The following is a 12,830-nucleotide window of genomic DNA, read 5'->3' as shown; positions in this document are numbered from 1 at the left end:
ACTTCTATCCTTTAATTATAACAACTCGTAAAGTATTTTTGCGATTTTATGCTCATTGTGCTTCAATGTACCGTCTTTTTGCAGATTTGCGATATTTCCTTGAATAACTTCGACGCCAATTTCGCGAAGGTTATCTTCATCGCACTGCACCGGTTCAGCTTGTTGCTTCGCATACTCCATTCGAATATCCTGTTCAATCGAATTCGAATGCATAATAATCATATCCATGAACTCGTCTTCTACATGTCTATGTATCGCGTGAATATGGTCCGATGCCTTATAGTGACTCGTTTCTCCATGTTGAGTCATAATGTTGCATACGTAAACAGATTTGGCTTTCGTTCGTTTTAATGCATTTTTTATTTCCGGGGAAATTAAATTCGGCAAAATACTCGTGTATAAACTACCCGGTGCTATGACAATCAATTCAGCGTTTTCGATTGATTTCACCGCTTCAGGCAGTGGTTGGACCTGCGAGGGCTCATAGAAAACCCTTTTAATCGGTTTTCCTACTTCCGCAATACTTGATTCCCCACGTACAACAGTTCCATCTTCGAATTCTGCCACTAGGTACATGTTTTCATTCGCAATAGGGTAAATCCTCCCTTTGACGTTGAAAACCTTTGATATTTCTTTTATTCCTTTATAAAAGTCACCAGTGACATTGGTCATCCCAGCAAGAATCAAATTCCCTAAAGAATGACCAGATAGTCCATCCCCATTATCAAAACGGTGTTCGAGCAATTTCAAAAGTGTGGGCTCGACGTCTGACATTGAGGCGATGACTTTTCTTATATCTCCAGGAGCTGGAATGGATAAATCATTCCTCAAGCGTCCTGTACTCCCACCGTCATCCGCGACAGTGACAATGGCTGATAAGTTGATCGGAAATTGTCTAAGGCCTCTCAATAGAACTGGTAAACCTGTTCCCCCGCCGATAACAACAACCTTCGGCCCATTCACATTGGTCATCTATTTCTTTCCCTTTCTCTTCTCTATATCACGATGGTACACGTGAGAGGTGTACTCTTTTTGAATCGCTTCAGAAATTTTTTCGGCTAATGCTACAGAGCGATGTTGACCGCCTGTACAACCAATAGCAATCACTAATTGGCTTTTTCCTTCCCGTACATAATAAGGAAGCATATACATCAGCAAATCGATCAATTTTTTATAAAATTTGCGTGTTTCTTTCCACTTGAAAACATATGAAGAAACCTCTTGATTAAGTCCTGTAAGATCTCTCATCGATTCAACATAATGAGGATTTGGTAAGAATCGCACATCGAACATTAGGTCTGCATCAATCGGTACCCCATGCTTGAAACCGAACGAAACGACTTGAACAGAAAATACGTTTTGCTTTTTCTCTTTAAAACGTTTAATGATCTGCTCTTTTAAACTTTTTGCTGCTAAGTCAGATGTGTTGATGATAATTTGAGCGCGACCTTTCAACTCATCTAAAATTTCACGTTCCTTCTTGATCCCCTCTAAAGGCAACCCATTAGGTGCTAATGGATGGGAGCGACGTGATTCTTTATAACGGGAGACTAGTGCTTGATTATCGGCATCTAAAAATAGAATCTGTTCTGTAATCCAATCTTCTTCTCCCAATTTATCCAATGTTTCATAAAGCGCGTCAAAAAACTCACGACCTCTTAAATCCATGACGACTGCTAATTTTTTGTTCTCTCTATTTTCTCTCATCAATTCGATGAATTTCGGAAGCAATGCAGGTGGTAAATTGTCTACACAAAAGTACCCCAAATCCTCAAAACTTTGTACAGCGACTGTTTTTCCTGCTCCAGACATTCCTGTAATTATTACAAGTTCCACATTTTTTGCTTCTTCCATGACAATCCCCTTTATTCATTATTAGACGTCTATCTTCTCTTTTATTAACTCAAATTCCTCGGAGTAGTGGAAAGTAGCACACATCACTCGAGCATCACCATTAAGCGCATGACTGATAATCGAATAATCACCTTTAGCCATAGGATATCGACCTAGCTCTGATATCGGCACCCATTCCAGTGTGCCTTCTTCTGTTTCTGAAAGAAGTTCTCCATTATAGTTCTTCACTAAAAAAGTGAACATCATCCACTCATCTTCTAAATCCTTGTCATTGTGGATCAAGAAAGTACAAACACTCCTCAACTGCATTTCAATAACATGAAAACCGGTTTCTTCAACGATTTCTCTATGTACTGCTTCGTTGATATTTTCACACGGCTCCATCTTTCCACCAGGGATGGCGTACCAATTACGCCGGGGCTTTTTTATCAATAACACGCGATCACCCTCGATCAATAAAGCATTGGTCACTCGCTGCAACGTAATCACCCCATATATGTATTATCATCTCTCTTACATTATTATACACCCTATACACACTTATGACTACTACCCCGGGTGTTTCATATTGAATTTTGTGCGAACCCAATTTGAAAACTGGATAGGTTCTAATAAACATGCTTTAGGTTCGGTTAAACTCCAAATAGATGCAGTTAAATTTGCTTTAGGTGCAGTTAACCTCTAAATAGATGCAGTTAAACCAACAATGATTTGCAATCAACAACTCAAACTATCGACAAACCTCTAAAATAAAACAAAAAAACACAGGCAGCTTATAGTCACTACCTGTGTTCATGAAGCTATATATTGAATAAAGGGGGTCAATTATTAATACTATTGTACCCTAAAAATGTTTCAGTCGTGTTACAGCGCTATTAAGAAGCATTTACGATTAAAACTTCTTACTGACTTACCTTTAATTCTTCCATCAGATTCTCGATATAATGCTGTGCAGACTGGGCAGCAATACTACCATCACCTGTCGCAGTTACGATCTGACGAAGCAATTTGTCACGGATGTCTCCAGCTGCAAAAATTCCAGGGACATTGGTTTTCATATTATCATCTGTCACAATATAGCCTTCATCATTCGTAATTCCAAGGCCTTGTACTGGCTGATTGAGTGGAATCATACCAATATAGATGAACACACCTTCAATCGGAGCCTCATATTCTTCACCAGTTTCATTGTTTTGAAGGATGACACTTCCAACTTTTCCGTCTTTCTCTTTAATTTCTTTCATTTCGGTATTCCAAATAAAATCGATTTTCTCATTATCAAATGCACGTTGTTGAAGAATCTTCTGTGCACGTAGTTCATCACGACGGTGTACAATCGTCACTTTTTTCGCAAAGCGAGTTAAATACACACCTTCTTCGACTGCTGAATCGCCTCCACCGATGACGAACAATTCTTTTTCTTTGAAGAATGCTCCGTCACAAACTGCACAGTAAGATACACCGCGTCCACTGTATTCTTCTTCACCTGGTACACCTAACTTTTTGTACTCGGCGCCAGTTGTCACAATGATTGAGCGTGTTTTGAATTCGCCACTTCCTGTTTTGATCGTTTTGTACTCTTTTCCATCGATAATTTCTTTTATATCGCCATAAGCATATTCCGCTCCAAATTTCTTAGCATGCTCAAACATTTTATTGGATAGATCAGGACCAAGAATATGGTCATAACCTGGATAGTTTTCCACATCTTCCGTGTTAGCCATTTGTCCACCTGGCATCCCGCGCTCCAGCATCAATGTATCAAGGTTCGCACGAGAGGTATAGACTGCAGCTGTCAAACCAGCCGGTCCCGCGCCAGCTATGATCACATCATAGATACGTTCTTCAGACATAATTACAACTCCTTTGTTTTCTCTTTAGCTTCCTTCTATATCATATTAAATTCCGTCTAAAGCGACAAATCTTCTGCTTATCTTACCGACCATACACTATTTTCAAATCAAGATGACGGTGTATTCCCTTTTCCCACAATTTTTGACTCTCTTCGTGAAAGTCCAATTTTTCAAGTGTGCGAGAGAACCAGTAATAATAACTCATGTAGTTCGTCACTGACTTTGAACGAAGCGATTGAAAACGTTGATAAGCTTTTTCATATTCGCCACATCGTGCAAAAGTGATTGCCATCTTTAATTTCTGCGGTTCGTATGTAGGGTATACATTATTTATTAAAGATTGGAACGAATTGGCTTTCTCATGATTCGTTTGATGATAAAAATACGTGAGATTCAACATACTGTGAAGCGATTTTTCATCCTTTTCAAACCATGCTTCTTCAAGGGTTATCGCTTCCTCGTGATCTCCATTTTCAAATAACGCATATGCATATTCGTGCTTTGATTGAGAATATTCAGGGTAAAGCATGATCATTTCTTCCAACACATCGAGCGCTTTCGTCCACTCTTTATGTTCCAAATGGTAAAAAGCTGTTTCTTGATAAATCATCAATTCATCTTCATTCTCGAATTCAAGGTCGTCCTCTTCCAATTCATCTAAGAAAACTTGGTCAATCAAAGATAATAACTCTTCAACCTCTTCTTTGAATTCTCCATCTTTTTCCACATCCAGATACTTGTCAGCATATTTCTTCGATTCATAAAAAAGGCCGAGATGAGCATAGTTGTTTGCTAAAAGATAATAACAATCCGTGTATAAGTTCTCATTAGTATCGAGGACCTTTTGCAGTACCTCATTCGCACGGTGATATTCACCCATCTCTGTGTAAAGTACAGATAGTTGGCATAAATAAAGCGCATTCTTCGGCGAACATTCTATTGCCTTCTTCATCCACTTTTCGGCACGTTCAAAATGTTTTTGCTGGAACGCCTTGACGCCATGCGAAAAATAAAATTCTCCTTGATGTCTAAAAGGAATCACATTTCGAGTGGTATCCTTCTTCGTTTGTGTATTTTGCATAAAGGCCTCCTAAGATTCTACCGCTTTCGACGCTCTGTCGAAGATTTCCGATTCAAACAATCTAATTACAAATTATAACATAATATGAGTTGGATGTGACCCTATTCCTAAGGATTTAACCAATGCTTAATATTTTTAAATCCACTCAAATAAAGTCGATTCAATTCTTCACCTGACATAAAAAACCAGCATTCCAATCAAGAATGCTGGCTTGGTTCCTTTGCTTCTTTTAGCGCTTGGTTCAATTTTTTTCGTTCATTTTCAGTTCGATCAGTGGACCAGTCAAAATACTCTTTCATGATTTTCAGTACATCTTCTCGGTTCTTTTCCACCCAATCGACATCAAAATATAATGCCCCTGTCCTGCGATTGAAGAAATCATTTACGCCTGCGACCAGTTCATATTCCATTCCATACATCAACTCAGCATAAACCTCTCTCTTATGGTTCGGAAAATAGTCCACTTCATCATAGAAATCAAACACTTTGTTCACATTCGATCCATATCTTTGAACCCATTTATGAATCAAGTTTTCTGGAATTCCTCGATTCAGACCTTCTTCACGAGCAATTCTTACAAAGGTTTGAAAGCCTTTAGAACCCCCGACATCCCCCCCTGATATCGGGATTTTCTTTGTGTTTGACTTTGGAAAATCTTTTTCTTTATTCGTTCTCTTCAGTACAAGATCAACTAACTCCTCTGCCATTTTCCTATAGCCGGTCAGCTTACCTCCAGCCACTGAAATTAATCCAGAGTCCGATTCGAAAATCTCGTCTTTTCGAGAAATCTCTGAGGGGTCCTTCCCTTCTTCATGTACCAGTGGTCGTAAACCAGCCCACGTTGATTCGATATCAGCATCTGTTACATGAACATTTGGGAACATTTCATGAATCGCACCCATCAAGTATGTCCGGTCATCTAATGTTGTGGTCGGATTCGCAATGTCACCTTCATAATGTGTATCAGTAGTTCCGATATATGTCTTACCATCGCGAGGAATAGCAAAAACCATACGCTCATCTGGGGTATCGAAATATACGGCCTGCTTCAACGGAAAGATCGATTGATCAAAAACCAAATGAACCCCTTTGGTTAAAAATAGATGCTTTTCCATTTTCGTATGGTCTTTGGACCTTACGTCATCAACCCAAGGCCCAGTAGCATTAATGATTGAACGAGCTTTCAAAGTGTGCTCTTCACCATCGGTCAAGTCCGTCACTTGAACGCCAGTCAATTTGCCATCTCTGTACGTGAACTGATCTGCACGCATATAATTAAATGCATTCGCACCAAGGTCGATCGCTTTCTTCAACACTTCAAGTGTCAAGCGAGCGTCATCGGTTTTATATTCAACATAAAAGCCACTACCTTTTAACCCTTCACGATTCAGTAACGGCTCACGTTCTAATGTTTCTTCAACGGACAGCATTCGTCTGCGTTCCATTTTCTTTACACCTGCTAAATAATCATAAACTCGAAGACCAATGCTGGTAGAAAAAGGACCGAACGACCCTTTTTCGTAAAAAGGTAACATCATCCATTCAGGAGTCGTCACATGTGGTCCGTTTTCATATACAACCTCACGTTCTTTACCGACTTCAGAAACTAACTTAATTTCAAAGTTTTTGAGATAACGTAAGCCACCATGAATCAATTTAGTCGAGCGACTTGATGTTCCAGCGGCAAAGTCCTGCATTTCAATGACAGCCACCTTCACCCCTCTAGTGGAAGCATCCAAAGCGATTCCAGCACCTGTTATTCCACCACCGATTACGATCAAGTCATACTCCTGCTCAAGAACTTGTTTATTTTGGCTTCTATTTTTGTTAGATAAAAGATTCATGGGGTCACACTCCTTTATGATGTAAAAACCTGTGTTGCTTTAACTGCACGTTTCCATCCGTCATACAATTCGTTACGTGTCTCTTCATCCATATGGGGCTGATACGTATGATCGAGGTTCCATTGTTTAGCAATCTCCTCTTTACTATCCCAGTATCCGACTGCTAATCCAGCTAAATATGCAGCCCCAAGAGCTGTCGTTTCGTTAACGACAGGTCGCTCTACTTCTACATTCAGCATATCACTTTGGAATTGCATGAGGAAATTATTTGTTACCGCACCTCCGTCAACCCTCAGTGTTTTCAGATTTAACTCTGCATCATCAAGCATCGCCTGCACCACATCTTTTGTCTGGTAGGCGATCGACTCCAGTGTCGCTCTAATGAAATGTTCTTTGGACGAACCTCTAGTTAACCCAAAAACCGCTCCACGGGCCTTACTATCCCAATAAGGAGTTCCGAGTCCAACAAAAGCTGGGACGACATACACACCTTCTGACGAGTCTACTCTCTCAGCATAGATCTCACTGTCTGGAGACTTTTGGAACATACGTAGACCGTCACGAAGCCATTGTACGGCCGAACCTGCAACAAAAATACTGCCTTCTAGCGCATAGTGGACTTCTCCATCAAGCCCCCATGCGAGTGTGGTCAATAATCCGTGATCGGAACGTACGGGCTCCTTACCAGTATTAAGCAGCATGAAACAGCCCGTACCGTAAGTATTTTTCGCCATACCTTTTTCAAAACAAGCTTGCCCGAATAAAGCTGCTTGTTGGTCACCGCACGCACCCGCAATCGGAATCTCTTCTCCTTGAAAATGATAACTTACTGTATGGCCATAAATTTCAGAAGATGGTTTGACCTCAGGAAGCATCGACTTCGGAATTCCAAGATGGTCCAATAACTCGTCATCCCATTCCAAATCATAAATGTTGTACATCAACGTCCGAGAGGCATTCGAATAATCTGTGACATGAGTCTTTCCACCAGTTAATTTGTAAATGACCCATGTATCCATCGTGCCGAATAAAAGATCTCCATTCTCGGCTTTTTCTCTCGCACCTTCAACGTTGTCTAATATCCATTTGACTTTCGTTCCTGAAAAATAAGGATCGAGTAGTAATCCTGTCTTTGATCGGAAGGTATCTTCAAGACCCGCATCTTTTAGTTCCTGACAGATTTCTTCGGTTTGACGAGATTGCCAAACGATAGCTCGATGAAGCGGCTTACCTGTGTGGCGATCCCACACTACCGTCGTTTCTCGCTGGTTCGTTATGCCGATACCTGCAATTTGACTAGCTTCCACTCCTGCTTTATTTAAAACTCCTGTTATACAATTTTGCATCGACGTCCAGATCTCATTCGCGTCGTGCTCGACCCAACCTGGTTTCGGAAAATGTTGTTCAAACTCCTGTTGAGCGACCTCGACCATATCTCCCTTGTCATTAAATAGAATCGCTCTTGAACTTGTCGTACCTTGGTCTAACGCCATCATGAATTTTTTCATCAATGGTCCGCTCCCTTCGCAATTCAATACAATTTTAACCTAAAAAAGGTTTCCTATTATCCTCATTCGATTCAGACATAGAAAACCCTCTTAATTACTTACAGCTTATTCATTTTTTGGTCCATTTCTTCTTTTGTATAAATGACACGCATCGGATTTCCTCCTACAAACGTTCCTGGTTCCACATGATCATGGACAAGAGTCGCTGCAGACACTACAGCCCCATCACCAATCGTCACTCCAGGTAAAATCGTGCAATTTGCTCCGATCATTACTTCATTCCCGATGTGGACATCCCCTAAACGATATTCATCAATCAAATACTCGTGGGCAAGGATAGTCGTGTTATAGCCGATGATTGAATTTTTGCCGATGTGAATTTTTTCTGGGAACATGACGTCAGGCATGACCATCAACGCAAGAGCCGTCTGTTCCTCGATTTTCATACGTAAAAAAACACGATACATCCAGTTTTTCAATTTCAACGATGGAGAGTATCTACCAAGTTGAATGAATACGAAGTTCTTCATCACTTTGAAAAAGGGAACTGTACTGTAAATTTGCCATAGCGAATTACTCTTATTCACAGGGTAACGTTTGGTGTTACGCATCGGATCACTCTCCTACAAGTTCGACCAGGTCCGAGATATGGTTTAATAGAAAGTCTGGTTCAAGAGACTCCATAAAATCTTTGCCTTTTGCTGACCATGCCACCCCTGCTGTCTGAGTACCAGCATTTTTGCCGGCGTGAATATCATGGGAATTGTCACCAATCATGATCGTCGTTTCAGGGCTGCCGTCAATTGCATTCATTCCTTTTAAAACTGGTTCTGGATCAGGCTTTGCGTTCGACACATCATCTAGACCAATTACAACATCAAAGAATTGATCTAGACCTGTAACCTCAAGACCTTTCAATGCTGTCCTGCGTAATTTAGTCGTCACGATCGCCATAGGTACTCCCTTTTCATGAAGAGAGCGAATCGTTTCATAAACACCTTCGTACATTTTTACAAAACTATCATGGTGGGCCAGATTATGCTCGCGGTACGTCGCCATCATCTCATCTACTTGCGTCGGATCGATTTCTTGCATGGCATCCTGTAGTGGGGGTCCGATAAATTGAAGGACTTCCTCACGTGTATATTGTTTATCTGTATGTTTTTCTATTGTGTATTCGTAGGATTGGGCTATCAATTCATTCGTATCGATCAGTGTGCCATCCAAGTCGAATAATAATGTTTTTATTGTCATGAATTCATGGCTTCCTTTCTTGACTCTTTTTCTCTTTCCACACGGTTCCAAACCGTCGCTATGACCATCGTTAAAACAATAGCTGTCGTCAGCCTAATGACTAGAAGCGGCCACACTGGTATCCCTAGAGGAATAAATACTAGCGTATCCTCTACGACCGCGTGGCATGTCACTAGGAATATCAGGACTAGATACATATCTTTTTTCGAAACACCGTCTTCTTTCACAGCTTGGATCATCAAACCTGCACCATAGGCAAGTCCGATGGTCAATCCAGCAACCAACGTCATTGATGCATTCGGTTTAACTCCGATAAACTTCGTAAACGGAACTAACCCACGAGACATTCGGTCCATCCATTTATTTTCACGTAACCATTGCATCACAACCATCAACGGAATAACGATAAGTGCAAGTTGTACGACCCCAATAAATGCTGTTTGTAAGGCGCTTAAGGTAATATCAATCCATCCACTAGGCTCAGGACCATCGTTCGAAATCAGCCCATAACTGGCCATCTCTCGACCACCGTCCCAGAAGAGGTTGATCATACTTGCTGCAAGTAACGCCAAACCAACACGAACAGAAAGAATGACCCAGAAGTTGACTCCAACCTTAGAAGCTACTGCTGATTCTATGAATAAGTTGTGCGAAAAAGACAGCATCATCGCTAAGATGAATACTTCTTTTACCGTAAAATCAAAGCTGACAATCGCTCCGATCCCAGCATATAAATTCAAAACATTACCTATGACAAGCGGGACTGCTGCCTCCCCCGGTAAACCGATGAACCTCATTAGTGGCTCGAGCCAACCGATGATCATCGGTAGTACAGGGGTATGACGCAAAATCGAGACGATCAACGTGATTGGAAAAATGATTTTCCCAAGAGCCCACGTTACCGACCACCCGCTCTGCAGTCCGCGTTTCAGTGTTGCTTTCATCGAGATGAACTCCCCTTGTAGCACCAGACGAAGGAAGTTACCTCTGATGCTTATTTTCTCTTCTTTTTCTTCTTTTTATTGCTTTTCTTTTTAGCTGGTTGACTGTTCTTCTTTTCAACATCAGACATACCTTTTCCATCTAATGGTCTGCCATCGTATAAGACATTCGCAAGACCTTTTTGTTTACGATAGATTATTAAGATTATCGCTCCGATGATTAGTAGGACAGAAATTAACTGAGCTGTTCTTAAGTCCCCCACGATATATAAACTATCTGTACGAAGTCCTTCGATAAAGAATCTCCCGAACGAATACCAGATGACATAAGTTAAGAAAATCACACCGCGACGAGGGTTGACTTTATAACGAAGCACTAGAAGTAGAATTAATCCACCCAAGTTCCAAAGCGACTCATATAAGAACGTCGGATGATGGATGGCACCCTCTACACACATTTGATTCATGATCCAGTCAGGAATGTACTGAAGAAAATTATCATAAGCAGACTGAGATACAGGTCCACCGTATGCTTCCTGGTTCATAAAGTTACCCCAACGGCCAAGCATTTGACCGATTAATAGACTGGGAGCTGCAATGTCGGCAATCTTCCAGAAAGAAACCTTCTTATATTTTGCATAAACATAAGCGACGGCAACCGAGGCAATTAACGCGCCATGTATCGCTAATCCACCTTCACGGATATCAATCATTTCCATGAAGCTATCATAACGGTCCAATTCAAAAATCACATAGTATAACCGGGCACCTACGATTGCTGCTGGAATTGCGAACACGAGTAAATCAATGAAGAAATCCTTATGTAGACCTAGACGTTTCGCTTCTCTCGTAGCAACAATCAATGCAATTACTGCACCCATCATAATTAAAAAACCGTACCAGTATACCGGGAATGGACCGAGTTCTATAAATACTCGATCATAAGGTTCTTGAGAACAATACATTTAAAACTCCCCTTACTCTATTTCATTTTTATCGACATCAATCATTGAATCCAATCGATCAGAAAATTCCTCTGCAGTATTGATTCCCATTCTTTTCAACCTGAAGTTCATTGCCGCCACTTCAATAATGACAGACAAGTTTCTACCTGGGCGTACAGGAATGGTAGCCTTCTGCAAATGAACATCCATGATCTTCATCGTGTCTTCATCTAATCCTAATCGATCATATTGTTTTTCGGCATCCCAAAGCTCCAAATGACAGACTAACGAGATTCGTTTGAAATTCCGAACAGCACCAGCGCCGAACAAGGTCATTACATTGATGATGCCCAGCCCCCGTATTTCTAATAAGTGCTCAATTAAATTCGGTGGGTTACCTATCAACGTATCATAATCCTCTTGTCTAATTTCAACGTTATCATCTGCTACCAACCGATGGCCTCTTTTTACAAGTTCAAGAGCCGTCTCGCTTTTACCAATACCACTCTTACCAGTAATAAGCACACCAACGCCGTAAACATCTACAAGAACTCCGTGAACAGCAGTTGATGGTGCAAATTCAGTCTCTAAAAAGTTCGTAAGTCGACTGATAACACGAGTGGTCTTATATGGCGACCTCATAACAGGAACACCCGCATGATTAGCTGCTTCTGTCAAAGCTTCGGGCACTTCCATACCCCTCGTTATAACAATTCCAGGTGTTACATCCGTACAGAGCTTCTCCATACGATCAATGATTTCCTTGTGCGTTAAATCATATAAAAAAGAAAGCTCCGTCCGACCCATCAGCTGTAAGCGTTCTTTCGGATAATGTTTGAAGTAACCAGCCATCTCCATTCCAGGTCTGGAAATATCGCTCGTTACAATCTCTCTATGTACGCCGTCTTTACCGGCTACTAACTCTAAATCGAATCGATCCAGAAGGTCCTGAGTCCGAACTTTTATCATCACTTTCCCACCTAACATAGAATACTGCCATAACTATATCATAATTTCAGTCTTCATAGAAAAATACAGAACTCACAAATGTCTCGAATAATTAACAATTTTTTTTGAGAAAAGATAAGCTAAGGTAAATACAAAAACCTGATTTCTTCATCTGCTAACAATGAAAAAATCAGGCATTGAATAATTAATCTAGTACTTCTTTTAATAATTTCTGCAAGATTAAGTTCAGGATTGCTATGATGATTGCTGCTAGTATCGCAACTCCAAACCCGTCAATAACGAAGGAATCACCAAGCATCCACTGTGTAATCATTAAAGTGATTGCATTAATGACAAATAAGAATAGTCCGAGTGAGAGAATCGTGATCGGCAGTGTGAAAAATACTAGAATCGGACGGACAATTACATTCAAAATCGATAGAATAAACCCAGCTAATAATGCAGCACCGAAACCATCAATCATGAATGAATCAAACAATTGGTCTACTGCTAGAATAGCGACAGCTGTTACAATTATCGATAATATCCAATTTTTCAGCATATAATAACTCCTCTTTCTTCAATAACTACTTTATCATTGAA

General features: G+C 40.6%; 13 protein-coding genes. All 13 read right to left on the bottom strand.

The window, feature by feature from the left end; all coding sequences use genetic code 11:
* Positions 1–15: 15 nt before the first annotated feature.
* The 13 genes from CEY16_RS08860 to CEY16_RS08800 all read right to left on the bottom strand — a co-directional run bounded on the left by CEY16_RS08860 (position 16) and on the right by CEY16_RS08800 (position 12,789).
* Positions 16–972, bottom strand: coding sequence for a gluconeogenesis factor YvcK family protein (locus CEY16_RS08860; protein ID WP_101331629.1), 957 nt, complete (start codon positions 970–972; stop codon positions 16–18).
* Positions 973–1,854, bottom strand: coding sequence for an RNase adapter RapZ (gene rapZ / locus CEY16_RS08855; protein WP_101331628.1), 882 nt, complete (start codon positions 1,852–1,854; stop codon positions 973–975). It lies immediately after the preceding gene.
* Between the two features lie 21 nt (positions 1,855–1,875).
* A complete protein-coding gene (locus CEY16_RS08850) occupies positions 1,876–2,325 on the bottom strand; it encodes an NUDIX hydrolase (protein ID WP_238378821.1) in 450 nt (149 codons plus the stop codon).
* A gap of 431 nt (positions 2,326–2,756) precedes the next feature.
* On the bottom strand, positions 2,757–3,707 hold the full coding sequence (gene trxB, locus CEY16_RS08845; RefSeq protein WP_101331626.1) for a thioredoxin-disulfide reductase: 951 nt from the start codon (positions 3,705–3,707) through the stop codon (positions 2,757–2,759).
* Between the two features lie 82 nt (positions 3,708–3,789).
* A complete protein-coding gene (locus tag CEY16_RS08840; RefSeq protein WP_101331625.1) occupies positions 3,790–4,788 on the bottom strand; it encodes a tetratricopeptide repeat protein in 999 nt (332 codons plus the stop codon).
* A gap of 197 nt (positions 4,789–4,985) precedes the next feature.
* Positions 4,986–6,632 carry a glycerol-3-phosphate dehydrogenase/oxidase gene (locus CEY16_RS08835; protein ID WP_101331624.1) on the bottom strand — a complete coding sequence of 549 codons (1,647 nt, stop codon included), beginning with the start codon at positions 6,630–6,632 and terminating at the stop codon, positions 4,986–4,988.
* Between the two features lie 14 nt (positions 6,633–6,646).
* Positions 6,647–8,140: a glycerol kinase GlpK gene (gene glpK, locus CEY16_RS08830; protein ID WP_101331623.1), complete on the bottom strand. Its 1,494-nt coding sequence runs from the start codon at positions 8,138–8,140 to the stop codon at positions 6,647–6,649.
* Between the two features lie 98 nt (positions 8,141–8,238).
* Entirely contained in the window at positions 8,239–8,751 is a 513-nt protein-coding gene (locus tag CEY16_RS08825; RefSeq protein WP_101331622.1) for an acyltransferase, read from the bottom strand.
* A 4-nt stretch (positions 8,752–8,755) separates the two neighbouring features.
* Positions 8,756–9,394 (bottom strand): pyrophosphatase PpaX, encoded by a 639-nt coding sequence (gene ppaX, locus CEY16_RS08820; RefSeq protein ID WP_101331621.1) that lies wholly within the window; start codon positions 9,392–9,394, stop codon positions 8,756–8,758.
* The gene (locus CEY16_RS08815) at positions 9,391–10,338 is read right to left on the bottom strand and encodes a nucleoside recognition domain-containing protein (RefSeq protein ID WP_101331620.1); all 948 of its coding nucleotides are present in this window, start codon (positions 10,336–10,338) and stop codon (positions 9,391–9,393) included. Before CEY16_RS08815 ends, ppaX begins: the two co-directional genes overlap by 4 nt.
* 50 nt (positions 10,339–10,388) lie before the next feature.
* The gene (gene lgt / locus CEY16_RS08810; RefSeq protein ID WP_101331619.1) at positions 10,389–11,300 is read right to left on the bottom strand and encodes a prolipoprotein diacylglyceryl transferase; all 912 of its coding nucleotides are present in this window, start codon (positions 11,298–11,300) and stop codon (positions 10,389–10,391) included.
* 12 nt (positions 11,301–11,312) lie between these two features.
* On the bottom strand, positions 11,313–12,248 hold the full coding sequence (gene hprK / locus CEY16_RS08805) for an HPr(Ser) kinase/phosphatase (protein ID WP_202908616.1): 936 nt from the start codon (positions 12,246–12,248) through the stop codon (positions 11,313–11,315).
* Positions 12,249–12,432: 184 nt separating this feature from the next.
* Positions 12,433–12,789, bottom strand: a complete 357-nt coding sequence (locus CEY16_RS08800) for a phage holin family protein (protein ID WP_101331617.1) — start codon at positions 12,787–12,789, stop codon at positions 12,433–12,435.
* Between the last annotated feature and the right edge of the window lie 41 nt (positions 12,790–12,830).

The organism is Halalkalibacillus sediminis (assembly GCF_002844535.1).
In the GTDB taxonomy this organism is placed as follows: domain Bacteria; phylum Bacillota; class Bacilli; order Bacillales; family Alkalibacillaceae; genus Halalkalibacillus_A; species Halalkalibacillus_A sediminis.
This window is presented reverse-complemented; position numbering and strand designations above follow the sequence as displayed.

What these genes read in the sequence shown, in the direction of transcription:
- ppaX (WP_101331621.1), bottom strand. Translation starts at nt 9,394, where the DNA reads ATGACAATAAAAACATTATTATTCGACTTGGATGGCACACTGATCGAT.
- trxB (WP_101331626.1), bottom strand. Translation starts at nt 3,707, where the DNA reads ATGTCTGAAGAACGTATCTATGATGTGATCATAGCTGGCGCGGGACCG.
- CEY16_RS08840 (WP_101331625.1), bottom strand. Translation starts at nt 4,788, where the DNA reads ATGCAAAATACACAAACGAAGAAGGATACCACTCGAAATGTGATTCCT.
- CEY16_RS08800 (WP_101331617.1), bottom strand. Translation starts at nt 12,789, where the DNA reads ATGCTGAAAAATTGGATATTATCGATAATTGTAACAGCTGTCGCTATT.
- lgt (WP_101331619.1), bottom strand. Translation starts at nt 11,300, where the DNA reads ATGTATTGTTCTCAAGAACCTTATGATCGAGTATTTATAGAACTCGGT.
- CEY16_RS08825 (WP_101331622.1), bottom strand. Translation starts at nt 8,751, where the DNA reads ATGCGTAACACCAAACGTTACCCTGTGAATAAGAGTAATTCGCTATGG.
- CEY16_RS08815 (WP_101331620.1), bottom strand. Translation starts at nt 10,338, where the DNA reads ATGAAAGCAACACTGAAACGCGGACTGCAGAGCGGGTGGTCGGTAACG.
- CEY16_RS08860 (WP_101331629.1), bottom strand. Translation starts at nt 972, where the DNA reads ATGACCAATGTGAATGGGCCGAAGGTTGTTGTTATCGGCGGGGGAACA.
- rapZ (WP_101331628.1), bottom strand. Translation starts at nt 1,854, where the DNA reads ATGGAAGAAGCAAAAAATGTGGAACTTGTAATAATTACAGGAATGTCT.
- CEY16_RS08835 (WP_101331624.1), bottom strand. Translation starts at nt 6,632, where the DNA reads ATGAATCTTTTATCTAACAAAAATAGAAGCCAAAATAAACAAGTTCTT.
- glpK (WP_101331623.1), bottom strand. Translation starts at nt 8,140, where the DNA reads ATGAAAAAATTCATGATGGCGTTAGACCAAGGTACGACAAGTTCAAGA.
- hprK (WP_202908616.1), bottom strand. Translation starts at nt 12,248, where the DNA reads ATGATAAAAGTTCGGACTCAGGACCTTCTGGATCGATTCGATTTAGAG.